The sequence below is a fragment of the Nonomuraea sp. NPDC050227 genome (assembly GCF_044459705.1).
Lineage (GTDB): Bacteria > Actinomycetota > Actinomycetes > Streptosporangiales > Streptosporangiaceae > Nonomuraea.
In genome coordinates this window covers 623288-649495 of record NZ_JBITJF010000002.1, presented here as the reverse complement: position 1 = coordinate 649495, position 26208 = coordinate 623288, and the positions used below count along the sequence as shown (strand labels likewise).

Genomic DNA, 26208 nt, shown 5'->3' with positions numbered 1-26208 from the left:
CCAGCACCAGTAACGATGCGGCTAACGCACGAATGCTCCTCATTCCGCGTCCCCTCCAGACTGTGTATCCCGCTCAGTATGCGAAGGCGTGAAACAAGGCGCGTGAGTAACGGGGTACTCAAGCCGCGCGTCTCTATCATCGTGAACGTGCCTGGCATCCGCGGGACTTCGACGCCGATTCCGTACGACTCCTTCATCTCCTACAGCCGGGCCGCCGACGGGCTGCTCGGCCCCGCTCTGCGTGATGGGCTGCACCAGTTCGCCCGTCCCTGGTACAAACTGCGGGCATTGCGGGTCTTCTGCGACACGCGCAGCCTGTCGGCGTCCCCGGGACTGTGGACGACGATCGAGGCCGCGCTCGACGCCTCGCGCTGTTTCGTCCTGCTGGCCTCCCCCGAGTCGGCGCGTTCGGTGTGGGTGCGGCGGGAGATCGAGCACTGGCGCTCGCTCGAACCGGGACGGCCCGTCTTCCTCATGCTCACCGGCGGCGACCTCGTCTGGGACCACGCGGCCGGGCACTTCGACCAGACCTTGACCACGGCGCTGCCCGAGTCGCTGCTCACGTCGTTCACCGAGGTCCCCCTGTGGGCGGACCTGCGCTCGATCCGCAGCCAGAGCGACCTCTCGCTCAGCAACCCGGCCTTCCTCGACGCCGTCGCGACGCTCGCCGCCACCCTGCACGGCCGGGCCAAGGACGAGCTCGTCGGCGACGACGTCCGGCAGCACCGGCTGGTCCGGCGCTTCCGGCGGCTCTCGTGGACCGGGCTGTCCGTCCTCACCACGGCGGCGGTCGTCGCGGCCGCCGTGGCCGTCCACGCGGCCGACGTCGCCGAGGCCCAACGCGTCAGAGCCGACGCCGAGCGCGACCAGGCCCTGTCGTACCTGGCCAGTGATCGCGGCATCCAGGTCGGCGAGAGTGATCCGGTCGTCTCCGGCCTGTTGTCGGCCACCGCCTGGCACTTCGCCAGGACCCCCGAGGCCCGCTACGGCATGGTGGCCGCCCTGGCCTCCCCGGTGCGCGCCATCCTGGACAGCGGTTCCTACCACGGCGGCGCGGTGGCCTTCAGCCCGGACGGCCGGACCCTGGCCACCGGCGGCACGGACGGCATCACCCGCCTGTGGGATCCGGCGACCGGCCGGCCCGCCGGGGATCCGATCAAGGACGGCGGCCTCGCCCTGGCCTTCAGTCCGGACGGCCGGACCCTCGCCGTCGCCGGCTCCGACGGGACGATCAGGCTGTGGGACCTCTCCACCAGGACAGCGGTCCCGCTCACGGGTCATCGGTCCGTCGTGTGGGCCCTGGCCTTCAGCCCGGACGGCCGGATCCTGGCCAGCGCGGGCCAGGATCACACCGCCCGGCTGTGGGACCCCGCCACCGGGAAACCCGTCGGACGACCTCTCAAAGGCCACACCGGCGAGGTCAGCGGGGTGGCCTTCAGCCCGGACGGCACAATCCTGGCCACCGCCGGCCGTGACAGGATCGCCCGCTTGTGGAACGCCGCCACGGGACGACCCGTCGGAGAGCCTCTCAAGGGCCACACCGACGACATCCGAGCCGTCGCGTTCAGCCCGGACGGCCGGACGCTGGCCACCGGCGGCTACGACCGAGACATCCGGCTGTGGGACCCCGCCACCGGGAAACCCGTCGGACGGCCTCTCACAGGTCACACCGACGTCGTCACCGGACTCGCGTTCAGCAAGGACGGCCGGACCCTGGCCTCCGGCAGCTGGGACGGGACCGCCCGGCTGTGGAACCTGGCGACCCGGCGCCCGGCCGGCGACGCGTTCACCGGCCACAGCGGCTACGTCTACGGCGTGGCGCTCAGCCCGGACAGCGGAACCCTGGCCACCGTCAGCGGGGACGGGACCACCCGGCTCTGGCGCGCCGCCGCCCGGCGGCCGGTCACCGACCCGCTCATCGGCCACGAGGACGAGGTCTCGCAGCTGGCGTACAGCAACAACGGCGACATCCTGGTCAGCAGCGGAGCTGACGGAACCATCCGCGTCTGGGACCGGCTGACCGGCAGGCGACTCGGCCCGCCGATCCGCGGCAGGTACCCGTACACATGGCCGGTGGCGATCAGCCCGGACGACAGGACGCTGGCCGTCGGTGACGACGACGGCGGTCTCCACCTGTGGGACCTGGCCACCCGGCAGCGAATCGGCACCCCCGTCAAGGCCGCGGCCGGCACCATCTCCGTGCTGTCGTTCAGTCCGGACGGCAGGACCCTGGCCATCGCCTCCGGTGAGGGAATCCTCCAGTTATGGGACCCCGCCGCCCGCCGTCCGGTCACCGCTCCGATCAAGGCCCACAGCGACGTCCTCCACCGGATCGTCTTCAGCCGGGACGGCAGGATCATGGCCACCGTGGGAGGCGGCACGGCCAGGCTCTGGGACACCGCCACCCGGCGGCCGATCGGCGCCCCGATCGGGGGCTCCAGCGTCACCTGGCTGGCGTTGAGCCCGGACGGCAAGCTCCTGGCCACCGTGGGCGAGCAGGGAACGGTCAGGATCTGGGACACGGCAGGCCGCCGCTCCAAGGGCGCCTTCAAGGACCGCACGGGCACCATCTCCACCGTCGAGTTCAGCCCGGACGGCAGAACCCTGGCCACCGACGCCGCCGCGGGCGTCCAGCTCTGGGACGTGGCCACGACGAAGCCGATCGGGAACCCGTTCAAGAGCGGCGAAGGCGCTGTCTCGTCGCTGGCCTTCAGTCCGGACGGCCGGACCCTGGCCGGCTCCTACGACAAGGGAACGATCCTGCAATGGAAGGTGGACGTCCCGGCGGATCCGTTCCCCGCGCTCTGCGCGGCGGCCGGTCGCTCGCTCACCGAGCAGGAGTGGGGCCGCTACCTGCCGTCCGGCACCCCCTTCGAGAAGGTCTGCTGAAACCACGGCCGACCCCCTACAGCCGGAGGGGGATCACACGTAAAGTCTGATCGTCGCAGTCGGCCGAGGAATGGAACCCCCCGGATGAAGGCACGTGTCGTCGCGATCATGCAGGTGCGGTGGGTGCGGCTGCTCGCGTCGGCGCTCGTCGGCGCCGTCGTGGGCCTGGCGATCTTCGAGATGACCGAGGCGGGCGGCCGGTGGATCTTCGTCGTCACCGGCGCGGTCGCCGGCATGGCCGCCGTGATCATGGTCCAGTTCTACGCCAGGACGGCCAGGCTGACCGAGGTGAAGGTCACCGTGCCGCAGCTCAGCGAGCTCACCTTCCTGGTGAACAACGAGAGCCGCCAGGTGGCCTGGCACCTGTTCGTCGAGACCGTCACCCGGGTCTCCGTTCAGTCGCTCGACGACGAGGAGGGCCTGGTCAGGGAGGCCATGAACTCTCTGTACGGCCTGTTCGCCACCACCCGCGACGCCCTCAAGACCAGCCGCCCCTCAGCCCCCGTGCCAGGCGGGCAGACCGTGGAGTACTTCGCGATCTCGATGCTCAACAAGGAACTGCGCCCGTTCCTGTCCAAGTGGCACCCGCTGCTGACCGCCTGGGAACGGGCGCATCCCGGCGAACCGGAGTCGGCCTGGCCCGGCGACCAGGAGTGCCGCGCCCACCTGCGCCTGCTCCAGTCCGCCATCTCCGCGTACGCCGAGGGCTTCGGCCACCTCGCCGGCATCCGTGACCCGCAGACGCTGATCGCGGGCATGATGCCCGCCGGGTCGCAGGTCCCTCCGACCGCCGGCTGACCTGAACCCCACGGGCTAAGGGCGGGCCGCGATCGAGGAGAGGAAGTCGTCGAGCAGGGCGACCTGGACGTCCTCGGGGAAGCGGCCCGGGTCGAACAGCGCCTGCACGACGAGCCCATGGGTGAACGCCACCGCGCCGGCCGCCAGCCGTTCGGGGTCGGCCTCCCGAGGTAGTTCGCCTAGGTCGCGGGCGGTCTCCAGGTGGGCGCGCAGCGCCGAGCGCAGCCGGGTGTAGCGGGCGGCCTGGCCGGCGCCGAGGTCGTCGTCGGCCAAGGCCAGGTCCCATGAGCTGACCCAGATGCGGTTGCGGGCGACGTCGGCCGGGCCCAGCGGCAGGATGTCGAGCAGCGCGGCCCTGAGCGCCGCCAGGCCGGGGGCCGGGGGCTCGCGGCGGGGACGGGCGGCCGTGCGCCGCTCCAGCAGGTCGAGCGCGTGCCCGACCAGGGCCCGCTTGGTGGGAAAGTAGTGCATGAGCAGGCCGGTCGACACGCCCATGGCGGCGGCGACGGCGCGCAGCGTCAGCCCGCCGAACCCCTTGTCGGCCAGCACCTGCCAGACCGCCTGCGAGACGTCCTCACGGCGGGCTTCACGGTCTCCTGCGGCGGGCGGCATGCTGCTACCTTACATACCGAACGCTCGTTACGTACTTTGGGACGGTGTCCGTGTTCGCACTTCCGCTCGGCGACGAGGCCGAGCTCCGCCCGCTGGAACCCTGGCGGGCCCAGGAGTTCCTCGATCACATCGACCGGGCCCGCCCTTCGGTGGACCCGTGGATCCCGTGGGCCGAGCGCAGCACCGACCTGGCCTCGGCGACGGCCGTCCTGCAGCGCTATGCCGACGACCAGGCTGCCGACGGCGCCCGCATCTACGGGATCTGGCTGGCCGGCACACTGGTCGGCGGCGTGATGTTCACCCGGTTCGAGGCGGTCTCGGGGGTGTGCGAGATCGGCTGCTGGCTGGAGCCGGCCGGTGAGGGCCGGGGGCTGGTGACCCGGGCGTGCCGGCTGCTGATCGACTGGGCGTTCGCCGAGCGCGGCATGGCGCGCGTGGAGTGGTGGGTCTCACCGGGCAACACGCGCAGCATCGAGGTCGCGCGCCGGCTCGGCATGACCCGCGACGGCGTGCTGCGCAGCCGTTTCCCCCACCGGGGCGAACGGCACGACAGCGAGGTCTGGTCGCTGCTGGCCGACGAGGCACCCGCCTCCGGCGTCAAGGCCGAGCTCGACCGGCTGATGGCGGCCTTCCTGGACGCCTTCACCAACACCGATGGGCGCCGCCCGGACGTCGGCGCCGTCCGGGAGCTGTTCGTCCCGCAGGCGATGATCGTCAACAACACCGGGCCCGAGCCCGTGGTGCACGACCTGGACGGTTTCGTCGAGCCCCGGCAGCGCATGCTGACCGACGGGACGCTGACGGAGTTCCGCGAGTGGGAGGTGGCCGAGCGCACCGAGATCTTCGGGTCGGTCGCCCAGCGGTTCAGCGACTACCGCAAGTCCGGCGTCCGGGACGGCGTGCGGTTCGCGGGCGCGGGCCGCAAGACCACCCAGTTCGTCCGGACGCCCGCCGGGTGGCGGATGAGCTCGATGGCCTGGGACGACGAGTAGCGGGCGGGTCAGGCGGCCACCTTGTCCAGGAAGGCGCGCACGTTGGCCTGCGCGCGGGCGGCCTTCTCGGCCGGCGTCAGCGACTCGTCCACGACGCCGGCGCCCGCGGCCTCCTTCTTGCCGCGCAGGTAGAGGGGGCAGGCCAGGTCGGCGCACAGGTACTGCCCGACGGTGTTGCCCTGGCGGCCGGGCTCGCCGGTGCGGCGGGCGGTCATCAGGGCGACGCCGCCGCCGGTGTGCGTGGTCAGGCAGAAGGAGCACATGCTGCGCGCGGTGAAGGAGCGCGAGGCACCGGAGGTGACCCGCAGGGCGACGCCGACCAGGGAGCCGTCGGCCTCGGCCACCAGGTAGGCGCGCTCGGGGGCGCCGGGATCTCGCCAGCCGAGGAAGTCGAGGTCGTCCCAGGGCAGGTCGGCCAGATCCCGGGGCAGGCCGGCGCGTTTGGCCTCGCCTTTGGAGCAGTTGATGAACGACGTGCGGATGTCGTGTTCGGTCAGGGGTCTCATGAGTGTGGAGGCTAGCTTTTCTTAACGGTAGTATGCAAATACTTAAAGCCTGTAAGAAAGGTGCTGCCGTGGCCCGCGCGGGAGTGACCGTCGACCGCCTGACCAGGGCGGCCGCGGACCTGGCCGACGAGGTCGGCTTCCAGAACGTGACCGTCTCCGCGCTCGCCCGCGGCTTCGGCGTCAAGCCCGCGGCCCTGTACGCGCACGTCAAGGACATCCAGGAGCTGCGGGTCAGGGTGGCCGAGCTGGCTCTGGGCGAGATGGCCGACCGGGCCGCCGCCGCGCTGGCCGGCCGGTCGGGCAAGGAGGCGCTGGTGCCCTTCGCCGCGGCCTACCGCACCTACGCCAAGGAGCATCCGGGCCGGTACGCCGCCACCCAGCTGGAGCTGGACTCCGAGTCGCTGGACGTCAGCGCGGGCCGCCGGCACGCGGAGCTGACGCGGGCCGTCCTGCGCGGCTACGACCTGGCCGAGCCCGACCAGACCGACGCGCTGCGCATGCTGAGCAGCACGCTGCACGGTTACGTGACCCTGGAGATGGCCGGCGGGTTCCGCCGCCATCCCCGCGAGGTGGACGCCTCCTGGTCCAGGGCCCTGGACGCCCTGGACGCGGTGCTCAGGAACTGGCCGCCGGCCTGAGCCCGAGGTCGGACCACGAGGTCGGACCACGAGGTCAGACCGCGGCCCACAGCTGGGCCTTGTTGGTCAGCCCCGGCGAGCAGGGGAAGATCTTGACGAAGGTGTCCAGGGTGTCCAGGCAGCTGCCCGGCGCCAGGGACGAGCGGATCTGGTTGAACCCCGACCCCTTGACGAACGGCACCCCGCCCAGCGTGAACCAGCGGACGGCGGGGTCGGCGTCGCCGCAGGCCCGTTCCACCACCTGCGCGCCGAAGCCGGCCGAGTCGGCCGCCACGCAGAGCCGGGTCAGCGGGTTGCGCAGCAGGAACGAGTCGCTCGCCAGCGGGACGATCTCCCACCGCTGCTCGTTGACGTCGTGGCAGGTGAAGCGCTGCAGCCGGGCGCCGGGGACGAAGATGTCGTCCTCGGTCCGGATGTCGAGGCATTTGCCCTGCTCGGCCTCCTTGACGTGGACCGGGGTGGCGGCTTGTGCGGCGGCGGGGACGAGGCCGAGGGCCAGCGCCACGCCCAGGGCGGACACGATCCGGAGTGGGTGTCGCATGCGGGTCTCCTTGTGGTCGACGGGGTGCCTGTCCTCAGGGGCGTTCCATGGCGTTCCATCGCGGTGTCCGCTGGCCGCGGTGGCGCCGGTGCCGCACAGTGGCCGGATGAGCGATGCGACGAAGGGCTGGGCCCTGTCCGGTGGCGTGGGCGGGGCGGCCGCGCTGGAGCCGCTGCTGCGTGAGGTGCTGGCCGCCCTGGCCGAGGGCGCGCGGCGGCGCGGCGGCGCGCTGCCCGCCCGCACGCCCCAGGAGCTGGCCGCCGAGGTGGCGCGGGCGTTCGCGCCGGAGGGCGAGCGGCTGGGGGCGCTGACCGAGCTGCTGGCCTACGGGAGCGCTGATCCGGCCGATCCGTTCTGCGCGGCGCACCTGCACTGTCCGCCGCTGGCGGTGGCGGTGGCGGCCGATCTGGCGGTCTCGGCGCTCAACCCGTCGCTGGACTCCTGGGACCAGGCGCCGGCCGCGACCGCGCTGGAGACGGCGCTGCTGGCCGAGCTGGCCCGGATGGTGGGGTTCGGGGCGGCCGCGGCCGGCGTGCTGACCTCGGGCGGCACCGAGTCCAACCTGATGGGCCTGATGCTGGCCAGGGATCTGGCGGTGGGCCGGTCGGCGGGCGTCCGGGCGGAGCTGGCGGGCCTGCCGGGCGGGGGGCCGCGGCTGCGGATCTTCGCCTCCGAGGCCGCGCACTTCTCCACCCGGCGGGCCGCGGCGCTGCTCGGGCTGGGCGAGGACGCGGTCGTCGCCGTCCCGGTCGACCGGGAGCTGCGGATGGAGGCCGGAGCGCTGGCCGGGGCGCTGCGGGCGAGCGCCGGGCGCGGTGAGCTGCCGGTGGCGGTGGTGGCCACGGCGGGCACCACGGACACCGGGGCGATCGACCCGTTGCGCGCGTGCGCGTCGCTGGCCGCCGAGCACGGCGCCTGGCTGCACGTCGATGCCGCCTACGGCGGTGGCGCGCTGCTGTCGGACCGGCTGGCCCCGCTCCTGGACGGTCTCGCGCTGGCCGACTCGGTGTCGCTGGACTGGCACAAGCTCGGCTGGCAGCCGGCCGCGGCCGGGGTGTTCCTGGTGCGCCGGGCCGAGACGTACGCCTCGCTGGCCCGGCGGGCGGCCTATCTCAACCCGGCCGACGACGAGGAGGCCGGTTACCCGAGCCTGCTGGGTTTGTCGCTGCGCACCACGCGCCGGGCCGACGCGTTCAAGATCCTGGTGACGCTGCGCACGCTGGGCCGGTCGGGGCTGGGCCGCCTGGTGGAGGCCTGCCACGACCTGGCCCGGCACGGCGCGGCGGCGGTGCGCGCCCATCGGCGGCTGGAGCTGCACGCCGACCCGGTGCTGACCGCGTTCCTGTTCCGGTACGTGCCGGCCGATCCGGCGCGCTCGGACGAGGTCAACGCGGGGCTGCGGCGCAGGCTGCTGCGGGAGGGCCGGGCGGTGGTGGGCCGGACCGAGCTGCCGGGGACGGGCCCGGGCCGGGTCCGGCTCAAGCTCACCCTGCTCAACCCGCACGCCAGGCCGGGCGACCTGGACCGGCTGCTGGCCGTGGTCGCCGCGGCGGGCCAGGCCGAGGAGTCCGGCCTCTGACCTCGCCTCCCGCCTGCCGGGGTCAGGTGAGCAGGGTGGACGGGTCGCGTTCCGGCGGCCCGGCGGGCCACCAGTGGCCGTCGTGCTCGGTGAAGGGGTACCAGCGGCCGTCGCGGCCGTAGCGGACCTGGCGCGGGCCGAGGGTCCAGCGGTTGCGCCAGGTCTCCAGCTGAGGCGGCGGGTCGCCGTCCCAGCCGGACTCCAGCAGCGCCTGGGCCCTGGCCAGGTCCTGGCGGGCCGGGGTCCAGGGGGTTTCGAGCACGTCGAGCCCGGGGGCGCCGCCGTACCGCCAGGCCTGGACGGCGGCGTCCAGGCCGAGGTCGAGGTCGTGCTCGGCGGCCAGGCGGACGCGGTCCTGGTACTCGGTCAGCGGTTCCAGGTGGCCGTGCAGCAGGATCTGGCGGGCGTGGGCGGCGGCGGAGGCGGCCAGCACGGCCAGGGCGGCCACGTCCACGCCGGGTGCGGGGTCCAGGGCGAGGGGGGTGAAGGCGGTCTCCGGCGGGGGCGGTTCGGGCAGCGGCGGCTCGCCGAGCGCGAACGCCTGCGCGGCGGGCACCCCGCCGCAGGCGTCCGGCTCGGTGGTCGCGCCGCCGGGCGCGCGGGCGGGGGCCGGGAGGGGCAGGTCGCGGTTCTGCAGGGCCTCGATCAGCTCCTGTTCGCCGCGTCCGCGCAGCAGCAGCAGGACGAACGGGTCGCCGTCCAGCAGCCAGGACGCCTGGTAGCACAGGGCGGCGGCGTGCTTGCAGGGGTGTCCCCAGTCGGGGCAGGAGCATTCGGGCTCCAGGTCGCCGACGGTGGGCAGCAGCGGCACGGCGGCGTCCTCGGCGGCCTCGACCAGGTCGTGCGGGACGTCGCGGTCGAGCAGTGCGGCGATGTGCCCGGCCTTGGCGGCGACCTGGTCGAGGAAACGTTCCCAGGCGGCGTCGGTGAGCTGTTCGACGCGGACGACGGTGTCGTACTCGTGCTCGGTGACGGCGGCCAGCCGGCCGGGGCTGACGGTGATCGGGCCGACCTGGCCGGTCTTGGCGTAGGCGCGGCCCTTGCGCAGCAGGGTCTGGTCGAGCGAGGTGTCCTCCAGGGCCTTGATCCACGCCTGGCCCCACCAGGTGGTGGCGAAGCGGGCGCCGGCGCGTTGCGGGGGGAAGGCGGCGAATCCGCGTACGGCGGTCATCTGAGCTCCACGAGTGCGGCGAGTTCGGCGTCGGTCAGCTCGGTGAAGGCGGCCTCGCCGGAGGCCAGGACGGCGTCGGCGAGCGAGCGCTTGGCGCCGAGCATGGCGGCGATGCGGTCCTCGATCGTGCCTTCGGCGATGAGCCGGTGCACCTGGACGGGCCTCGTCTGGCCGATGCGGTAGGCGCGGTCGGTGGCCTGGTCCTCCACGGCGGGGTTCCACCAGCGGTCGTAGTGGATGACGTGGTCGGCGCGGGTGAGGTTCAGGCCGGTGCCGGCGGCCTTGAGGGAGAGCAGGAAGACGGGGACGTGGCCGTCCTGGAAGCGGGCGACCATCTCCTCGCGGCGGGCGACCGGGGTGCCGCCGTGCAGCAGCTGGGTGGCGACGCCGCGGCCGGACAGGTGGCGTTCCAGGAGCCTGGCCATGGCGACGTACTGGGTGAACACCAGCACGGCGCCGTCCTCGGCGACGATCGTGTCGACGAGCTCGTCGAGCAGTTCCAGCTTGCCCGAGCGGCCGGTCAGGCGGGGGGACGATTCGTGCAGGTAGTGGGCGGGGTGGTTGCAGACCTGTTTGAGCCCGGTCAGCAGTTTGACGATCAGGCCGCGCCGGGCCATGCCCTTGGCGTTCTCGATCTGGGTCATGCTCTCGCGGACGACGGCCTCGTACAGGGCGGCCTGTTCGGTGGTGAGGGGGACGGGCCGGTCGGTCTCGGTCTTGGGCGGCAGTTCGGGGGCGATGCCGGGGTCGCTCTTGCGGCGGCGCAGCAGGAACGGCCCGACGAGCCGGGCCAGCCGGGCGGCGGTGTCGGCGTCGCCGGACTCGACCGGTTTGGCCCAGCGGGCCCTGAAGCGGGTTAGGGGGCCGAGCAGGCCGGGGGTGGTCCAGTCGAGGATGGCCCACAGTTCGGACAGGTTGTTCTCCACGGGGGTGCCGGTGAGGGCGACGCGGGCGCCGGCGGGGATCTCGCGCAGCGCCTTGGCGGTGCTGGAGGCGGGGTTCTTGACGTGCTGGGCCTCGTCGGCGACCAGCAGCCCCCAGGGGTGGGCGCCCAGGGTGGCGGCGTCCAGGCGCATGGTGCCGTACGTGGTGAGCACGAAACCGTCGTCGGCCAGGGTGCGGGCGTTGCCGTGGTAGCGGCGGACCGGGACGCCGGGCGCGAACTTGGTGATCTCGCGTTCCCAGTTGCCCAGCAGCGAGGCGGGGCAGACCACGAGCGTGGGGCCGGTGCCGGCGCGGTGCAGGTGGAGCGCGATCAGGGTGATGGTCTTGCCCAGGCCCATGTCGTCGGCCAGGCAGCCGCCGAGGCCGAGCGAGGTCATCCTGGCCAGCCAGCGCAGCCCTTGGAGCTGGTAGTCGCGCAGGGTGGCGGCCAGGCCGGGCGGCGCCGGCACGGGTTCGGGGTCGGTGAGCCGGTCGCGCAGGTCGGCGAGCCAGGCGGTGGGTTCGACGGTGATCTGTTCGGGTTCGTCCCCGCCGTCGATCTCGACCGTGCCGGTCAGGGCCGCGCCGAGCGCCTGCAGGCCGGTCAGGGGCTTGAGGTCGCGCTGGCGGGCCTTGCGGGCCAGCGCGGGGTCGATGAGCACCCATTGGTCGCGCAGCCGCACGACGGGCCGGTGGGACTCGGCCAGCAGGTCCATCTCGGCGGCGGTCAGCGGGGCGCCGCCGAGCGCGAGCCGCCAGTTGAAGCTGGTCAGGTGGTGGCCGCCGAGGAAGGAGGGCAGGTCGGAGGGCGCGCTGTCGCGTTCGCCGACGACGGCCTGGGCGCTCAGGCCGCGGACCAGGGAGCGCGGCCAGTGGACCTCGACGCCGGCGGCGGCCAGCCGGTCGGCCGCGCCGGTCAGCAGGTCCGCCACGTCGGCGTCGGTGAGGGCGAGCTCGTCGGGCACGGCGTGCTCCAGCAGCCGTTCCAGGCGGGGCCAGGAGCGGGCGGCGCGGCGCAGGGCGAGGGTGACCTCGATCCTGGCGCGCAGGCCGAACCCGGGGTCGCGGCCCTGCCACAGGTCGGCGGCGTCCACGACGAGCGAGGGGTCGGCCAGGCCGTGCACCTGGACGACGGCCCGAAAGTCGGCCTGGGCCAGGTCGTCGGCCTCCAGCCGGAGCGAGAGCCGCACGCCGGAGTCGAGCCCCGCCGAGACCTCCTCGGCCCAGGGCCGCAGGTGGGGCACCTTGACGGGCTTGACGGCGGCGAAGGCGGTGGTGCCGGTGGCGCGTACGGCTCCGGGCGAGCGCGGCATGGCGTCGGCCACGGCGTCGAGGAAGGCGCGCACCAAAGGCTCGGCGTCGGGCAGCAGCAGGTCGCCCACGGGGAGGGCGCGGGCGTCGGCGGGCATGGCCGCGGCCAGCTCGCGCACGCGGCGGGCGTCGGCGGCGTCGAGGGGGCCGGCGCGCCAGGAGTCGTGGCCGTCGGGCGAGACGGCGGGCAGGATGCGGCCGCGGGTGACGAGCTGGAGGGCGACCAGCGCGACGGCGCCCCAGAAGCGGGTGGCCGGGTGGGCGGCGGCGTCGGCGCGGGCCCTGGCCAGCACGGCGACGGCGTCGGCGACGGGGATCTCGGTGACGGCGCGCTCGCGCGCGCGAGGTTGTCCGTCGTCGTCCTGTTCGATCACCGTGGCCGTGCCGTCGCCCTGGTCGTCGAGGAAGACCAGGTGGCCGGACCTGGGGGGATCGCCGGGACGGAAGATCGCTGGGTGTCGCGCCAGATCCGGAAGAGCACTCATAGGCCGTACAGTGTACGGTACATCGGGGTGTGGTTTACCACAGAGCACATCGGCCGTCCGCCTCATTACCGCCATAACGGATCATTCGTAGCCTGGGGGACATGACGGATTGGTTGATTGCGTTGATGGAGAACCTCGGCGCCTTCGGGGCCGGGCTGGCGATCATGCTGGAGAACCTGTTCCCGCCGCTGCCCAGCGAGGTGATCCTGCCCCTGTCCGGCTTCACCGCCAGCAGGGGCGAGCTGGACCTGCTCGACGTGCTGGTGTGCACGACCCTCGGCTCGGTGGTCGGGGCGCTGGCCCTGTACGGGGTGGGCGCGCTGCTCGGCCGCGAGCGCACGCTGGCCATCGCCGCCAAGCTGCCCCTGGTCAAGGTGACCGACATCGAGAAGACTGAGGCGTGGTTCCTGCGGCACGGCCGCAAGACCGTGTTCTTCGGCCGGATGATCCCCATCTTCCGCAGCCTGATCTCCGTGCCGGCGGGCGTGGAGCGCATGCCGCTGGTGACGTTCACCCTGCTCACGACGGCCGGCAGCGCCATCTGGAACACCATCTTCGTGCTTGCGGGATACTTTCTCGGCGAGAACTGGTCGCTGGTCGAGGCGTACGTGGGGATCGGCACCTACGTGGTGATCGGCCTGGTGGCGCTGGCGATCGCGGTCTTCGTCGCGGTACGGCTGACGGAACGGCGTAAGGGAAGGCATGCGAACCGCCGCTGAGGGGCTGAGGGTGCTGGGCGCGGTGGTCCTGGGCGGGCTGACCGCGCTCGCCGGCGCGCTGTTCCTGCTGCTCACGCTGCCCTTCCTGGGGCGGCCGCGGGTGCGGGCGCTGGCGGCGGGGCTGGCCGGGTTCGAGGCGTGCCGCCTGCGCCTGGACACCGCCGCGCTGGACGCGCTGTCCGGCTGGGACACCCGGCCGGCGCGCTACCTGGCCGCCAGGATCCCGGCCGGGGTGCTGGGCGGGCTGGTGGTGGCGCTGCTGGTCCTCGGCGCGCGCGCCGGGATCCTGCTGCTGGGGGCCTGGGCCCGCGGCGAGCCCTACGACGGGATGACGCCGACGCCGCCGCTGGTGCTGTACTTCCTGGTGGGCGGCTGCGTGTTGCTGTTCATCGCCGTGTCGGGGCTGGTGGGGGTGCACGCGCTGGAGCGGCGGCTGGCCGGGCGGCTGCTGGGGCCCGACCGTACCGAGGCGCTGGAGCGCCGGATCGCCGAGCTGGCCGAGAGCCGGGCCGGGATCGTGGCCGCGGTCGACTCCGAGCGCCGCCGGATCGAGCGTGACCTGCACGACGGGCTGCAGCAGCGCCTGGTGGCGCTGTCGATGCTCATCGGGCGGTCCCGGCGGGGGCGTCCCGAGCTGCTGGAGCAGGCGCACGAGCAGGCCCAGCAGGCGCTGGCCGAGCTGCGCGAGGTGGCCTGGCGGGTCTACCCGAGCGGGCTGGACTCCCTCGGGCTGGGCGAGGCGCTGGCCGGGGTTGCCGAACGCGCGGGCGTGCCGGTCAAGGTGGTGTGCGACCTGCCGAGCCGGCCGCCGATGGCGGTGGAGACGGCGGCGTACTTCGTGGTGAGCGAGGCGGTGACCAACGCCGCCAAGCACGCGGCCGCCACGATGGTGACGGTCGAGGTCAGACAGGAGGACGACAGGGTGCTCGTACGGGTGAGCGACGACGGCACGGGCGGCGCGCGCCCCTCGGGAGGCGGCCTGTCGGGGCTGGCCCGGCGGGTGGCGGCGCTGGACGGCGCCTTCGAGGTCGTCAGCCCGCCCGGCGGCCCGACGACGGTGGCGGCGGGGCTGCCGTGCGGGTGATCCTGGCCGAGGACTCCACGCTGCTGCGCGAGGGTCTGGTACGCCTGCTGGGCGAGGAGGGCCACGAGGTGCCGGCCGCCGTGAGCGACGGCGAGGCCCTGGTGGCGGCCGTGGCCGAGCACGCCCCCGACGTCGTGGTGGTGGACGTGCGCATGCCGCCGACCCACACCGACGAGGGGCTGCGGGCGGCGCTGGAGATCCGGCGGCGCTGGCCGCAGGTCAAGGTGCTGGTGTTGTCGCAGTACGTGGAGAAGCGGTACGCCACCGAGCTGATGAGCGCCGACGTCGAGGGCGTGGGCTATCTGCTGAAGGACCGCGTGGCGCAGGTCGGCGACTTCCTGGACGCGCTGGAGCGGGTGGCGGCGGGCGGGGCGGCCTTCGACCCGGAGGTGGTGCGGCAGTTGCTGGCCCGTACCACGCAGGTCGATCCGCTGGCCCGGCTGACCGCGCGCGAGCGGGAGGTGCTGGAGCGCATGGCCCAGGGCATGACCAACGCCTCGATCGCCGGGCAGCTGCACGTGTCGCAGAGCGCGGTGGAGAAGCACGTCAACTCGCTGTTCGACAAGCTGGGCCTGTCGCACGCCAGCGGGTACAGCCGCCGGGTGCTGGCCGTCCTGCACTTCCTGAAGTCCTGAAGGGGGCCTTCGTGCGTCCGCGCGTCTTTCGTCACCAGGACCTGCCGCGGCTGCGGCAGGTCCTGTCGGGGTGGATCGCCGAGGCCGGGCGGTGCGGCTACGACCACGCCGGTGAGCTGCCGCACCGGGTCTATGACAACCTGCGCGACCGCCGTCCGGCCGCCGAGCTGGTCCGGCTGTGGGAGGACGCCGGCGGTCTGGCCGGGATCGCGATCCTGCTGCGGTTCGGCTGCGCCTTCGACGTCTTCGCCGCGCCCCGGCTGCGCGGGGGGCCAGCGGAGCTGGACATGCTGGAGCAGGCGGCCGGCGCCACCGCGCGCCTGATGGACCCGGGCGAGCGGTACGTGCTGACCGACGTCCTCGACTGCGACGCCGCCCGGATCGGCCTGCTGGGACGGGCCGGATTCGCGCGGTTCCGGGTGTGGGACCACGTCAACGAGCGTGACCTGCGCGGCCCGCTGCCCGAGCCGGGCGCGCCGGCCGGGTTCGAGGTGCGGCACGCCGTGCCGCAGGACGCTCCGGGTCTGGCCGAGGCGCGTAACGCGGCGTTCGGCGACGACTGGACCGGGCCGCTCTACCGTTCTGCGGTGATGGAGCGGCCCGGCTACGACCCGGCCGACGAGATCGTGGTCCAGGCGCCGGACGGCCGGATCGCGGCCTTCGCGGTCGGCTGGCTCGACGGCCGCAACGCGACCGGTCACTTCGAGCCGGTCGGCACGCATCCGGCGTTCCAGCGGCGGGGTCTGGCGCGGGCGGCGATGCTGCACGCGATGCGCCGCATGCGGGCGGCGGGCATGACGGCGGTGACGGTGAACCACGACGCCGACAACGTGGCCGCCCGCCAGCTGTACCGTTCGCTGGGTTTCGTCCGCCGGCACGAGACCTACGGCTACCGCCGTCCGGCCGGCTGATCGGCCTGCTTGCCGTCGATCCGGCCCAGGGGGTGGGGGGCCGCTTCCAGGGCGGCGCGGGCGGCGGGCCAGGCGGGGTCGCCGGGGTTCAGCGCGGTGCGCAGGTAGGCGGTGGTGAGCCGCTGCAGCAGGGCCAGGCGTTCGGGGCTCTCGTCGGTGGTCTCGGCGACGTGGTGTCCGGCGACGCCGCCGAGGGTGTGCTCGGCGCCGAACAGCGTCAGCAGGCTCTTGTCGCCGGGGCTGTGGCGGTAGCCGTCGGTGAACCAGTCGGGTCCGCGCGTCGACAGGGGTGAGTCGTCCTTGTCGCCGGCGACCAGCAGGGCCGGGGTGGTCATGAACTCGAAGGCGGGGTTCATGAAGGGGAAGTGCTCGGCGGCGAACGGTGACAGGTCCCGGCCGCCGGCGCCGGGCAGGGCGAGCGGCACGCCGGCCGTGACGCGCGGGTCGGACAGGTCCTGCCCTGGGTGGCCGGCGGCGTCCAGGATGCGGGCGCCGAGGAGCATGCTGGCGCTGTGGGCTCCCCAGGAGTGGCCGGCGACGGCGATGCGGCCGCGGTCCAGGCGTCCGGCCAGGCCGGGCAGGGCTTTCTCCAGGACGTCGAGGCCGTCGATGACGCGCTTGAGGTCTTCGACCCTGATGCGCCAGATGTGGGGGGTGCGGGGGTCGTCGGCGGGGAGGGCGAGCGTGCGGGAGTCGAGATGGGTCGGTTGCAGGACGGCGAAGCCGTGGGCGGCCCAGAAGTCGGCGAGGGGGGCGTAGCCGTCCATGGACCAGCCGTGGCCGTGGGACAGGACGACGACGGGCAGGTGGTCGCCGGTGGCGGGGGCCGAGACGCGGACCTGGAGGTCCTGGCCCCGTCCGGGGGCGGGCAGGACGACCGGCCGGACCGACACGACGGGGGCGGTGGGCGATGCGGGCATGGTGGTGCCTTCCGGGTGGAGTTGCCGCAGGTGGGCGTGGGAGAGGGCAGGGCTTGGCCGTCGGGCCTTCGCTCTGGCATGATGTGCAAGCGGGACCGTGTCCCGTTTTCGACGATACGGGACCGTGTCCCGTTTAGCAATCCGACCCCTGGGAGGAACGGCGTGGAGGAGTCGCGGCCGAAACGGGCCGACGCGCGGCGCAACGAGGAGAACCTGCTGCGCGCGGCCGCCGCGGTGTTCGTCGCCTCGGGCGTGGAGGCGCCGATCCGCGACATCGCGGCCGAGGCCGGCGTCGGCACCGCCACGATCTACCGCCATTTCCCCACGCGGGCCGACCTCGTCATCGCCGTCTACCGCCACCAGGTGGAGTCCTGCGCGCAGGCCGGTCCGGCTCTGCTGGCCGCCGGTCCGAGCCCGTACGCGGCGTTGCGGGAGTGGATCGGGCTGTTCGTCGACTTCCTGGTCACCAAGCACGGGCTGGCCGCGGTGCTGCAACCGGACAACACCGGTTTCCAGGCGCTGCACGCCTACTTCCTGAACCGCCTGGTGCCCGTGTGCGCCCAGCTGCTGCAGGCCGCGGCGGCCGCCGGCGAGATCCGCGGCGATCTGGACGCCTTCGAGCTCATGCGCGGCGTGGGCAACCTGTGCATCGGGGCCGAGGCCGATCCCCGCTACGACGCCCGCCGCCTGGTCGGGCTCCTGGTCGCCGGGCTCAGCCGGGAAGGAAGACCTTAAGAGATCCGTAAGCCGGCCCGGCGAGACTTCAGGCACATCCCGAGACGCATGGAGAACCATCATGAGGAAGATCAGCGCGAACCTGTTCATCTCGCTCGACGGCGTCGTCCAGGACCCGGCGGACTGGCACTTCCCGTACTTCAACGACGAGATGGGCGCGGCGGTGACGGCGCAGATGGCCGACACGCTGCTGCTGGGGCGCGAGACGTACGACAGCTTCGCTGGGGCGTGACCCGAGCGCGAGGCGGCCGGCGGCGAGGACGCCGACTTCGCCAGGACGATCGGCACCGCGCGCAAGATCGTGGTCTCCCGCCAGCCGCTGGAGTTCACCTGGCGCAACTCCGAGCTGCTGCAGGGCGACCTGGTCAAGGGCGTGACGGCGCTGAAGGCCGAGCCGGGCGGCCCGATCGCGATGAGCGGCTCGGTCTCGGTGGTGCGGCAGCTCCTGGCCGCCGGGCTGCTGGACGAGCTGCACCTGCTGGTGCACCCGATCGCGGTGCGCAAGGGCGAGCGGCTGTTCGACGAGGGCGACAGCTCGATCCCGCTGGAGCTGGTCAGCTCGCAGACGTTCACCACGGGCGTGCTGTACCTGGTCTACCGGCCGGCCGGGGCGGCCGGTGCGGGCTCCTACGACGACGCCAAGACCCACCTGCCCCAGGGTGTCCGGTAACGCGCTCTGCCTGTTGTCACAGGCCCGGCCTCTCCTTCTATGGCGGGCCGGGCCTTTCGTGCGCGCGGGATCAGCGGGTCAGCGGGTGCGGGTCAGGGGGACAGCAGGTCGTCCAGCTCGGCGGCGAAGAGCAGGGCGGGGTCGAAGCCCATGCCGGCGAAGTGGCCGGCCAGTTCCAGGGACAGCACGCCGTGGATCCGGGTCCAGAAACTGAGGGCCCGGTGCAGGACGGCGGGCGGGGCGGGATGATCGCCGGCCCAGTCGCGGTGGGCGGCCAGGTGGTGGTCGAGCGGGGTTCCGGGGTTTCGGGGTTCCGGGACGGCCGAGGCGGCGTCGAGCAGGAGGGTCATGATCTGGGATGAGATGGCGGTGATGTCGTCGGGGGCGTGGTAGCCGGGGACGGGGGTGCCGTAGATGAGCAGGTAGCGCTGGGGGTCGCGCAGGGCCCAGCCTCGTACGGCGTGAGCCAGCCCGGTCAGCCCGCCCCCTTCGGCGGCCTTTTCGGCGGCCTTTTCGGCGGCCTTTTCGGCGGTTGAGCGGAGGGTGTCGGCGAGGCTGCGGTAGGCGTCGCGGATGAGTTCGGTGATCAGCTCGTCGCGGTTGGCGTAGTAGCGGTAGAGCGCGGGGCCGCTCATGCCCATCTGTTTGGCGATCGCGTTGAGGGAGAGCGCGGAGGCCCCCGTCGTGGCGATCTGCTGCCAGGCGTGTTCCTTGATCTCGGCACGGATCTGGGCGCGGTAGCGCTCGCGCGGGGTCGCCGTGCCGGTGTCCGCCATGCCGTGCCGCCTTTCGTCGCTACACCCAAGAGATTTAGTTAGAGGCTATCACGAACGTTGTTGACACTCCTTTCTCTGTGCGGTTATAACTTCTAACGAACGCATGAGCATCTAGCCGTCCGCATCCGTCCAGGTGAAGGGAACGTCATGACCACGTACCAGCCGTCCACCCGTCCCGGTCGTAGTACGCCGGTGGCGGTGAGCGTCGCCGCCTGGGCGGTCCCCGTCATGATCGTCGGCCAGTTCGCGCTGCTGGCGATCGTTCCGGTCGCGGTCGTGCTGGTCGGCGCACTGCGCCATGCCCGGGACCGGCTGGTCCGGTGGGCGGCCGTGCTGGTGGCCCTCGCCTACGCGGCGCCGTTCGCCGTGTGGGTGGCCCGGCCCGGCCGTGCGCCGAGCCTGTCGAAGGACATGCACCCCGCCTTCGCCGTGCTGATCGTCGCCGCCTGCGCCGCGCTCGTCGCGGCGATCGTGCGGGACGGACGGCGCTGACGGCCTCCCCGGCCGACCGCCTTTCCTCGATCCCTCGACTTCTTCGATCCCTCAATGAGAGGAACACCATGTTCAGCAACGTCCGCGTCGCCTCGATCCTGATCCCGCTCGCCGTGGCCGGCGTCCTGGCGGGCAACGTCCCGGCCGCCCACGCCACCGCCGGAGCGGCCCAGTGCCGGGGGGAGGGGGTCGACGCCGCCGCCCGCATCCGTTACCGGGCCGACATCGTCATCAAGGCTCCGCTGAGCAGGATCTTCGCACTGCAGACGCGGGTGGAGCAGTGGCCCGACTGGCAGCAGCCCGTCCTGTCCAGCAAGCGCCTGGACCACGGCCCGCTGCGTCCCGGCTCGTCGTGGCGGTGGACCACGCCCGCTCCGGCCACCGCCACCACCCCGGCCACCACCATGCACATCACCTCCACCCTCCGGCGCGTCAAGCGCGACGCCTGCCTGCTGTGGAGCGGCCCGGCGGTCGGCACGGGCGTTCGCATCGACCGTGGCGTGCACCTGTGGACGTTCACCGAGGTCAAGGGCGGTGTGCGCGTGCACACCGAGGAGACCTGGACCGGCGGCCAGGTCGAGGCCGACGTGGCCACCGCCACCAAGCTCCTCGGCGCGGGGCTGGAGGCATGGCTGCGCGACCTGAAGGCCGCCGCGGAGTCCCGCTGACCGCCCGAGCGATGTGACGGGCGCCACTGTCCCCGGATGTCACGCGGCGGCGGCGACCGGCGTCTGGTGCGTGTGGCAAGGTCGAGAAACGACAGGCGGGAGCACGAGATGGACACCAGCGTCGAACCGGCGGACCAGGCGGACCAGGCGGACCAGGCCGACAGCGCGACCCGGACGTTCGTCGAGCATCGCAACCTGCTGTTCACCGTCGCCTACGAGATGCTGGGCTCGGCCGCCGACGCCGAGGACATCCTGCAGGAGACCTGGCTGCGGTGGGCGTCGGTCGAGCTGGAGTCCGTGCGTGACCGGCGCGCCTTCCTGGTCCGCATGGTCACCAGGAAGGCGCTGACGCGGCTGCGCACGATGCGCCGGCGCAAGGAGTCCTACGTCGGGCCGTGGCTGCCCGAGCCGCTGCTGACCTCGCCGGACGTGGCCGAGGACGTCGAGCTGGCCGAGAGCGTCTCGATGGCGATGCTGCTGGTGCTGGAGACCCTCCATCCCACCGAGCGCGCGGTGTTCGTGCTGCGCGAGGTGTTCGGCCTGGAGTACGACGAGATCGGCGAGGCCGTCGGCAAGACCCCGGCGACGGTGCGGCAGATCGCCCACCGCGCCCGGGGGCATGTGGCCGCACGCCGTCCCCGGGCGAGCGTGTCGGCCGAGCAGGCGCGTCAGGCGCTGGCGGCCTTCCAGAGCGCGATCGAGACCGGCGACCTGCAGCGTCTGCTCGACCTGCTGGCTCCTGACGTCGTCCTGCTCACCGACGGCGGCGGCGTGGTGCGGGCGGCGCTGGCGCCGATCGAGGGCGCGGCCACGGTGGCCGGGGTGCTGTCCAGGCTCGCCGGGACGGCCCGTCTGCGCCCGGCCCACGTCAACGGCCATCCGGCGCTGCTCGTCGACCTCGACGGCGAGATCGACAGCGTCGTGGCGATCCGCCTGGACGGCGGCCTCATCAGCGGCCTGTACGCCGTGCGCAATCCCGGCAAGTTGTCGCGGATCGGGCATGAGACCGTCGTGAGCCGCTGACGGGCCGCGGGGAAATCCGGGTGCGGCCGCCGTCCGTCGTCGCCGATCATGACCGGTATGGAAGCGTGTGTGTTCTGCGAGATCGTCGCCGGGCGGGCCGTGGCCAGCGTGGTCTACGGCGACGACGACGTCCTGGCGATCCTCGACCTCCATCCGGCCACGCCCGGTCACGTCCTGGTGATCCCGCGCGCGCACGTCCCGGCCTGGCCGAGGCCGGCGACGCGGTCGGCGGGCCGATCTGGCGGGCGGCCCGGCGGGTGGCGGCCGCGCTGCGGGCCTCGGGGCTGCGTTGCGAGGGGGTGCGGCTGTCGCTGGCCGACGGCGAGGCCGCCGGTCAGGAGGTCTTCCACCTCCACCTGCACGTCGTGCCGCGCTTCGCGGGCGACGGCGTGGTGGTCAGCGCCGAGTGGCGCAGCCGCTCGCGCGCCCGGCTCGACCAGGACGCGGCGCTGATCCGTGCCGCTCTGCCGCGCTGACCCGCTGGCCCGCTGACCTGGGGCCGGCCGCGGGAGCGGCGACGGGCACCGAGGCGGGTGCGGCATGTTGTTAGGCTCCCCGCATGTTCCGCGAGGCCCGGCTTGACGACTTCGAGCACATCGTCCGCCTGTACCGGCAGTTGCAGCCGGATGACCCGGAGGTCGTGGACGGGTCGGATGCGGCGGTCTTCCGGCAGATCCTCGCATCCCCCGCGCTGCGTCTCTTCGTACTGGAACTGGACGGGGCCGTCGTCGCGACGACCTATCTCAACGTGATCCCCAACCTCACCCGGTCGGCCTCGCCGTACGCCGTGATCGAGAACGTCGTCGTCGAGGCGTCCCGGCGGGGCGCCGGGCTGGGCAAGCAGATCATGGCCGCCACCCTCCAGGCCGCGTGGGAGGCCGGCTGTTACAAGGCGATGCTGATGACGAGCTCGCGCCGGCCTGCGACCCACGCCTTCTACCGCGCCTGCGGCTTCTCCGGCGACGCCAAGCACGCGTACGTGGCCCGTCCCTCCTGACGGCCCGCCGCCCGAGGCAGGGCGCGGCCGTCACAGGGAGCGTTCGAGGAAGCCGAGGATCGTGCGGGCCAGGGTGACGCGGTGGTCCGACAGGGCGTGGTCGGTGGGGAAGAGGTGGTCTTCGAGGCGTTCGACGGGGTGTGCCCGGTAGGCGGCGACCAAGGGCTCGTGGTGCACTTCGTGCGGCGTGACGACGTCGTGGCCGGTGCCGGCGAGCAGCACGGGGCGGCCGGCCAGCCGGGGCGCGAGCCGGGCCAGGCGCCAGGCGTCGCCGTTCGCCTCCATCTCCTCGACCAGCGCCTGCCCGCTGGTGCCGCGCAGGGGGGCCAGCTCGCCGTCGAACGCCTTGACGTACCCGCCCCGCACCTCGGCGTCGGCGCGGCACAGCGCGGCGGCCACGCCCAGGTCGAACGCGGCGACGGAGGCGACGGCGGTCACGGACGGGTCCGCCGCGGCCGTCGTCAGCGCCGCGAACCCGCCCATGCTGTGGCCGACCAGCGCCAGGCGCCGCGGGTCGAGCCGGTGGGCGGCGGCCAGGCCGGGCAGCGCGGCGACGACGGCGGCGGCGTCCTCCAGCACGTGCCCCCAGGACCAGGTGCCGCCCACGCCCCATGATCCGCGGTAGTGGAACACCAGGGCGGCGTAGCCGGCGCGGCGCAGCGTCTGGGCGAGGTCGAAGTTGCGCTCGTTGCCGGGGAATCCGTGCAGCAGCACGACGACGGGGTGCGGGCCGCGTCCGGCGGGCAGGTGCAGCACGCCGAGCAGGCGCTCGCCGCCGCTGTCGAACGTCACGTGCGGCGTGGTGGCCGGGAAGTCGGGGTCGCGCGGCGGGTCAGCGGCAAGCGGGTCAAACATGGGTGAACTCCCCGAGATCGAACCGGTCAGTACGACCCGAGACGTTAGCAGCCGATCGAACCGACCGGTACTATCCAACCCATGCCCGTGGCCAAAGGCTCCACGATCGACCCCGCCCGCACCCGCGCCGCCATCCTGAGCGCCGCCACCGACCTGCTGTACGAGCGTGGGCTCGACGGCATCGGCGTCGCCGGGCTGTGCGCCGGGATCGGCATCTCCAAGGAGACCCTGTACCGGCACTTCGGCACCAAGGAGGGCCTGGTCGAGGCCGTCCTCCGGGAGCGCAGCGACCGGGTCGCCCGCTGGCTGGCCGGCCGGGTCGAGGCCGTGGGCGACGATCCGCGCGCCCAGCTGGCCGCGGTGTTCGACGCCCTGCGGCAGTGGTACGGCGACCCGGGCTTTCGCGGCTGCGCCCTGCTGAACGCCGCCGCCCAGCACCACGCCGACCCCGTACGGGCCATCACCGCCCGCCACCTGGACCGCTACCTTGAGCTGCTGACCGGCATCGCCGAACGCGCCGGGGCCGGCGATCCAGGGCTGGTGGGGCGGCAGCTGCTGATGCTGGTCGAGGGCGCGACCGTCGTCGCGGCCCATCATGACAGCGCAGCCGCCGCCGACCACGCCCTCCAGGCCGCTCTGACCCTCCTGTCCGCCACAACCCCCTGAACGCTCCCCGCCCCTGGAAGCCCTTCCACCTAAGGTCGGAACGTTCCCCGCGACCGACACCGAAGCCGTTCCGCGACTGATCCAGAGCGTTCCGGGGCGACCCGCGACCGGAGACCCCTCCACTGGCGAGCCGTTCCCGCAGCCCCCACGGGACCCCCATCCGTGGTGAAGGCGGCTTCCGCCCTAAGGGCCGCCCCTACGGCATCCTCGCCGCACCAGGCCAGGAGGCATCCTCCGTGACCTGCGGTCCGGATCCCCGCCCGTCGCGATGGCGGCGCATGCCCGGAGGTCCACCCCCAGCGCCCTCGGCCCGAGAGCCGCCGCCCGGCCGGGCGGGTGCGCAGATTCGCTCCCTCCCGAAGGGGGCGGCCCGCGCCGGAGCCGTGCTGGTTCTACCGCTCCGTTCCTTCGTCACGCAGCCCCTGCCTTCCGGCCCCGCCACCACCTGCCCAGCAGGCCCGAACGCGCACTTCGGACAACGGAAGTCGTCTTGACAACTTCATTTGTCGGTGGGAAGGTTGAGCCACCTCAGTAACTCAAGGAGCGACAATCATGCGAAAGATCACCGCGGGCCTGTTCATCTCCCTCGACGGCGTCGTCGAGGCCCCCGACACCTGGCACTTCCCGTACTTCAACGACGAGATGGGCCAGTCGGTCGGCGCGCAGATGCAGGCCGCCGACGCCATGCTGCTGGGCCGGCACACCTACGAGGAGTTCGCCGGATACTGGCCGCACCAGGACCCCGAGAAGGAGCCGATGGCCGAGGCGATGAACTCCTCGACCAAGTACGTCGTCTCCACCACGCTGACCTCGCCGTCCTGGCAGAACACCGAGGTCGTGAGCCTGGCCGACCTGGCGGCGTTGCGGGAGGGCCCCGGCGGGAACATCTCGGTCGTCGGCAGCGGCACCCTGGTCGTCTCGCTGCTGCGCGAGGGCCTGCTCGACGAGCTCAACCTGCTGCTCCACCCGATCGTCGTCGGCTCGGGCAAGCGCCTGTTCGACGACGCGCGCGAGCAGATCCCGCTCACCCTGACCGCCTCCACCACCTTCAGCACCGGCGTGCTGAACCTGATCTACACGAGGGCATGACATGGCCGCCAAGACCGTCGCCGACAAGCTGCTCATCAAGCCGGCGACCACCGTGTGGGTCTCCGACCCCGCCCATCGGCCGCTCCTGGGGCCGTTGCCCGAGGGCGCCCACGAGGCCGGATCCGTCAAGGAGGCGGACGTCGCGCTGATCTTCGCCCCCGACGCCGCCGCGGCCCGCCGCATCCTGGACGAGCACCGCGACGAGATCACCGCGCCGCCCGTGGTCTGGGTGGCCTACCCCAAGGGCAACAAGTCCGACATCAACCGCGACACGCTCTGGCCCATCGTCGGCGAGTACGGGCTGCGTCCCAACGGCCAGGTCGCGGTGGACGAGACGTGGTCGGCGCTGCGCTTCCGCGCACTGAAGGACGGCGAACCCCCCTTCACGGGCGGCCGCAGCTGACCCCGGCCGCCACCCGCCTGACCGGTCAGGCGGACAGGTCGTCGCCCAGCACCAGCAGCAGATGCTCGTCCTGGCCGTGCCGGACCGTGCCGGCGCGCTGGAACCCGTGGCGTTCCAGCAGCCGCACCGAGCCGGTGTTGCCCGCGAACGGGTCGGCGTACAGGGGCCTGGTCTTCTCCTCCGCCAGGAACAGCCCCAGAGCCGCGGTGCCGACGCCGCGCCCCCAGAAGGGGCGGCCCAGCCAGTAGCCGACGAACCGCCGCTCGCCCTCCCACCAGGACACCACGTTCCCGGCCACCTCACCCCCGACCGTGACCGTGCGCACCAGGACGGTGGGATCGCCGAGCACCCGGGTGGTCCAGTGGGTCATGAAGGCCGCCCGCTCGCGAGGGGCGAACCTGGACCGCCGGACGGCCTCCTCGTCGTGCTCGTGCTCCAGGAACACCTCCAGATCGGCCTGCAGGACTGACCGCAGCCGCACGTCATCGCTCATGACCGCCGAGTGTGCCACCAGGCACCGACAGTTCCGGCGGACCCGCCTCCCGCGCCGCCGTTTCCCTCACCCAACGTGATCGCAGTCCTGCCTTTGGGCTGCTGACCGGGGATTTTACCCGGCCATCGAGCTTCACGGAGAGTGACATGGGGTAGTCACGGTGCAGAGTCGCCCGCTCGGGCAGGGAGGAGGAGCGCATGACAGGCACAGCCGTCAGCGAGCCGGGGGCCGTCGTCGAGGTGCCGACGGTCACGCTCGCCGGCGGCGAAGTCGCGGCTCGGGCCGCGACGGGCACGGGCACGTCCCCGGTCAGGGCCGCGAGCCGCTGCGGTCACCACGGTCACCCCGACGGTCACCCCCATGACGCGGGGCCGGCCGTTGTCCGCAGCGCAACCGCGTACCGCCCGGCCGGCCGCGCCATGCCGTACCCCACCGCGTACGGCATGGCCGGCCACGGCGGGAGCTCCTCGCCGGGGTCGTGATCCCGATGCCGGTCCCGCCGCCGGGTCTGACTTCCCCAGTCCTCAGCCCGGCGGCGGGACCTTCTCATGCCCACCCCTGCGCCCGCGCCGGGTTCGTCCGGCAGGATCATGAGCACGTATCTCATGTCGGATGAACCGGCACAC

Annotated in this window: 30 protein-coding genes and 1 pseudogene; 22 read left to right on the top strand and 9 right to left on the bottom strand. The window is 73.2% G+C overall.

Annotated features, from left to right (window positions below; all coding sequences use genetic code 11):
- Window positions 1-147 precede the first annotated feature (147 nt).
- Together ACIBK9_RS10265 and ACIBK9_RS10260 are read left to right on the top strand one after the other, a co-directional pair.
- Window positions 148-2889, top strand: a complete 2742-nt coding sequence (locus ACIBK9_RS10265; RefSeq protein WP_397156825.1) for a toll/interleukin-1 receptor domain-containing protein — start codon at window positions 148-150, stop codon at window positions 2887-2889.
- Window positions 2890-2973: 84 nt separating this feature from the next.
- A complete protein-coding gene (locus ACIBK9_RS10260; protein WP_397156824.1) occupies window positions 2974-3687 on the top strand; it encodes a hypothetical protein in 714 nt (237 codons plus the stop codon).
- Between the two features lie 15 nt (window positions 3688-3702).
- Here the strand turns inward: ACIBK9_RS10260 and ACIBK9_RS10255 are convergent, their stop codons facing one another.
- Window positions 3703-4299: a TetR/AcrR family transcriptional regulator gene (locus tag ACIBK9_RS10255; protein ID WP_397156823.1), complete on the bottom strand. Its 597-nt coding sequence runs from the start codon at window positions 4297-4299 to the stop codon at window positions 3703-3705.
- A 44-nt stretch (window positions 4300-4343) separates the two neighbouring features.
- On the opposite strand from ACIBK9_RS10255, the gene ACIBK9_RS10250 reads away from it, so the two are divergent.
- Window positions 4344-5291 (top strand): GNAT family N-acetyltransferase, encoded by a 948-nt coding sequence (locus tag ACIBK9_RS10250; protein ID WP_397156822.1) that lies wholly within the window; start codon window positions 4344-4346, stop codon window positions 5289-5291.
- 8 nt (window positions 5292-5299) lie between these two features.
- On the opposite strand, the gene ACIBK9_RS10245 is transcribed toward ACIBK9_RS10250, so the two are convergent.
- Entirely contained in the window at window positions 5300-5797 is a 498-nt protein-coding gene (locus ACIBK9_RS10245; RefSeq protein WP_397156821.1) for an FBP domain-containing protein, read from the bottom strand.
- A gap of 68 nt (window positions 5798-5865) precedes the next feature.
- Between ACIBK9_RS10245 and ACIBK9_RS10240 the strand changes: the two genes are divergently transcribed.
- Complete coding sequence (locus ACIBK9_RS10240; protein WP_397156819.1) at window positions 5866-6435, top strand: TetR/AcrR family transcriptional regulator; 570 nt, start codon at window positions 5866-5868, stop codon at window positions 6433-6435.
- Between the two features lie 34 nt (window positions 6436-6469).
- Here ACIBK9_RS10240 and ACIBK9_RS10235 read toward each other — a convergent pair whose 3' ends face one another.
- Complete coding sequence (locus ACIBK9_RS10235) at window positions 6470-6976, bottom strand: ricin-type beta-trefoil lectin domain protein (protein WP_358286777.1); 507 nt, start codon at window positions 6974-6976, stop codon at window positions 6470-6472.
- Between the two features lie 106 nt (window positions 6977-7082).
- Between ACIBK9_RS10235 and ACIBK9_RS10230 the strand changes: the two genes are divergently transcribed.
- Window positions 7083-8555 (top strand): pyridoxal phosphate-dependent decarboxylase family protein, encoded by a 1473-nt coding sequence (locus tag ACIBK9_RS10230; RefSeq protein WP_397156816.1) that lies wholly within the window; start codon window positions 7083-7085, stop codon window positions 8553-8555.
- A gap of 22 nt (window positions 8556-8577) precedes the next feature.
- Here ACIBK9_RS10230 and ACIBK9_RS10225 read toward each other — a convergent pair whose 3' ends face one another.
- Both ACIBK9_RS10225 and ACIBK9_RS10220 read right to left on the bottom strand, forming a co-directional pair.
- Window positions 8578-9726 (bottom strand): SWIM zinc finger family protein, encoded by a 1149-nt coding sequence (locus ACIBK9_RS10225; RefSeq protein WP_397156814.1) that lies wholly within the window; start codon window positions 9724-9726, stop codon window positions 8578-8580.
- Complete coding sequence (locus ACIBK9_RS10220) at window positions 9723-12446, bottom strand: DEAD/DEAH box helicase (protein WP_397156812.1); 2724 nt, start codon at window positions 12444-12446, stop codon at window positions 9723-9725. Before ACIBK9_RS10220 ends, ACIBK9_RS10225 begins: the two co-directional genes overlap by 4 nt.
- Window positions 12447-12547: 101 nt before the next feature.
- Between ACIBK9_RS10220 and ACIBK9_RS10215 the strand changes: the two genes are divergently transcribed.
- The 4 genes from ACIBK9_RS10215 to ACIBK9_RS10200 are packed head-to-tail and all read left to right on the top strand — an operon-like array spanning window position 12548 to window position 15795.
- The gene (locus ACIBK9_RS10215; protein WP_397156810.1) at window positions 12548-13165 is read left to right on the top strand and encodes a DedA family protein; all 618 of its coding nucleotides are present in this window, start codon (window positions 12548-12550) and stop codon (window positions 13163-13165) included.
- Window positions 13149-14249, top strand: a complete 1101-nt coding sequence (locus tag ACIBK9_RS10210) for a sensor histidine kinase (protein WP_397156808.1) — start codon at window positions 13149-13151, stop codon at window positions 14247-14249. The genes ACIBK9_RS10215 and ACIBK9_RS10210 overlap by 17 nt, the downstream gene beginning before the upstream one ends.
- Window positions 14240-14884: a response regulator transcription factor gene (locus ACIBK9_RS10205; protein WP_358286771.1), complete on the top strand. Its 645-nt coding sequence runs from the start codon at window positions 14240-14242 to the stop codon at window positions 14882-14884. Before ACIBK9_RS10210 ends, ACIBK9_RS10205 begins: the two co-directional genes overlap by 10 nt.
- 11 nt (window positions 14885-14895) lie before the next feature.
- Window positions 14896-15795 (top strand): GNAT family N-acetyltransferase, encoded by a 900-nt coding sequence (locus ACIBK9_RS10200; protein WP_397156806.1) that lies wholly within the window; start codon window positions 14896-14898, stop codon window positions 15793-15795.
- Here the strand turns inward: ACIBK9_RS10200 and ACIBK9_RS10195 are convergent.
- Entirely contained in the window at window positions 15774-16715 is a 942-nt protein-coding gene (locus tag ACIBK9_RS10195; protein ID WP_397156804.1) for an alpha/beta hydrolase family protein, read from the bottom strand. The two genes, ACIBK9_RS10200 and ACIBK9_RS10195, sit on opposite strands and share 22 nt — an antisense overlap.
- An 81-nt stretch (window positions 16716-16796) precedes the next feature.
- On the opposite strand from ACIBK9_RS10195, the gene ACIBK9_RS10190 reads away from it, so the two are divergent.
- The 3 genes from ACIBK9_RS10190 (at window position 16797) to ACIBK9_RS10180 (ending at window position 18120) form a co-directional block, all read left to right on the top strand.
- Window positions 16797-17450: a TetR/AcrR family transcriptional regulator gene (locus ACIBK9_RS10190; RefSeq protein WP_397157568.1), complete on the top strand. Its 654-nt coding sequence runs from the start codon at window positions 16797-16799 to the stop codon at window positions 17448-17450.
- Between the two features lie 61 nt (window positions 17451-17511).
- Window positions 17512-17682 (top strand): hypothetical protein, encoded by a 171-nt coding sequence (locus tag ACIBK9_RS10185; RefSeq protein ID WP_397156802.1) that lies wholly within the window; start codon window positions 17512-17514, stop codon window positions 17680-17682.
- 69 nt (window positions 17683-17751) lie between these two features.
- Window positions 17752-18120 (top strand): dihydrofolate reductase family protein, encoded by a 369-nt coding sequence (locus tag ACIBK9_RS10180; RefSeq protein ID WP_397156800.1) that lies wholly within the window; start codon window positions 17752-17754, stop codon window positions 18118-18120.
- Window positions 18121-18212: 92 nt separating this feature from the next.
- Here ACIBK9_RS10180 and ACIBK9_RS10175 read toward each other — a convergent pair whose 3' ends face one another.
- Window positions 18213-18896 carry a TetR/AcrR family transcriptional regulator gene (locus tag ACIBK9_RS10175; protein WP_397156798.1) on the bottom strand — a complete coding sequence of 228 codons (684 nt, stop codon included), beginning with the start codon at window positions 18894-18896 and terminating at the stop codon, window positions 18213-18215.
- 147 nt (window positions 18897-19043) lie between these two features.
- On the opposite strand from ACIBK9_RS10175, the gene ACIBK9_RS10170 reads away from it, so the two are divergent.
- The 6 genes and pseudogenes from ACIBK9_RS10170 to ACIBK9_RS10145 all read left to right on the top strand — a co-directional run bounded on the left by ACIBK9_RS10170 (window position 19044) and on the right by ACIBK9_RS10145 (window position 22076).
- Entirely contained in the window at window positions 19044-19388 is a 345-nt protein-coding gene (locus tag ACIBK9_RS10170; RefSeq protein ID WP_397156796.1) for a hypothetical protein, read from the top strand.
- Window positions 19389-19456: 68 nt separating this feature from the next.
- On the top strand, window positions 19457-20056 hold the full coding sequence (locus ACIBK9_RS10165) for an SRPBCC family protein (protein WP_397156794.1): 600 nt from the start codon (window positions 19457-19459) through the stop codon (window positions 20054-20056).
- A 108-nt stretch (window positions 20057-20164) separates the two neighbouring features.
- The gene (locus tag ACIBK9_RS10160; RefSeq protein WP_397156792.1) at window positions 20165-21079 is read left to right on the top strand and encodes an RNA polymerase sigma-70 factor; all 915 of its coding nucleotides are present in this window, start codon (window positions 20165-20167) and stop codon (window positions 21077-21079) included.
- A gap of 48 nt (window positions 21080-21127) precedes the next feature.
- A pseudogene (locus tag ACIBK9_RS10155) lies at window positions 21128-21238 on the top strand (HIT family protein); the annotation flags it as partial.
- Window positions 21239-21336: 98 nt separating this feature from the next.
- Complete coding sequence (locus ACIBK9_RS10150) at window positions 21337-21555, top strand: HIT family protein (protein WP_397156790.1); 219 nt, start codon at window positions 21337-21339, stop codon at window positions 21553-21555.
- Window positions 21556-21638: 83 nt separating this feature from the next.
- Window positions 21639-22076, top strand: a complete 438-nt coding sequence (locus ACIBK9_RS10145) for a GNAT family N-acetyltransferase (RefSeq protein ID WP_397156788.1) — start codon at window positions 21639-21641, stop codon at window positions 22074-22076.
- 30 nt (window positions 22077-22106) lie between these two features.
- On the opposite strand, the gene ACIBK9_RS10140 is transcribed toward ACIBK9_RS10145, so the two are convergent.
- Window positions 22107-22931 carry an alpha/beta hydrolase family protein gene (locus ACIBK9_RS10140; RefSeq protein ID WP_397156786.1) on the bottom strand — a complete coding sequence of 275 codons (825 nt, stop codon included), beginning with the start codon at window positions 22929-22931 and terminating at the stop codon, window positions 22107-22109.
- Between the two features lie 81 nt (window positions 22932-23012).
- Here ACIBK9_RS10140 and ACIBK9_RS10135 point away from each other — a divergent pair, with 81 nt between their 5' ends.
- The 3 genes from ACIBK9_RS10135 to ACIBK9_RS10125 all read left to right on the top strand — a co-directional run bounded on the left by ACIBK9_RS10135 (window position 23013) and on the right by ACIBK9_RS10125 (window position 25089).
- A complete protein-coding gene (locus ACIBK9_RS10135) occupies window positions 23013-23597 on the top strand; it encodes a TetR/AcrR family transcriptional regulator (protein WP_397156784.1) in 585 nt (194 codons plus the stop codon).
- A gap of 552 nt (window positions 23598-24149) precedes the next feature.
- Window positions 24150-24686, top strand: a complete 537-nt coding sequence (locus ACIBK9_RS10130; protein ID WP_358286756.1) for a dihydrofolate reductase family protein — start codon at window positions 24150-24152, stop codon at window positions 24684-24686.
- Window position 24687: 1 nt separating this feature from the next.
- Window positions 24688-25089 carry a hypothetical protein gene (locus tag ACIBK9_RS10125; protein WP_397156782.1) on the top strand — a complete coding sequence of 134 codons (402 nt, stop codon included), beginning with the start codon at window positions 24688-24690 and terminating at the stop codon, window positions 25087-25089.
- Between the two features lie 25 nt (window positions 25090-25114).
- Here ACIBK9_RS10125 and ACIBK9_RS10120 read toward each other — a convergent pair whose 3' ends face one another.
- A complete protein-coding gene (locus ACIBK9_RS10120; RefSeq protein WP_397156780.1) occupies window positions 25115-25582 on the bottom strand; it encodes a GNAT family N-acetyltransferase in 468 nt (155 codons plus the stop codon).
- A gap of 197 nt (window positions 25583-25779) precedes the next feature.
- Between ACIBK9_RS10120 and ACIBK9_RS10115 the strand changes: the two genes are divergently transcribed.
- Window positions 25780-26064, top strand: a complete 285-nt coding sequence (locus ACIBK9_RS10115) for a hypothetical protein (protein ID WP_397156778.1) — start codon at window positions 25780-25782, stop codon at window positions 26062-26064.
- Window positions 26065-26208: the final 144 nt, after the last annotated feature.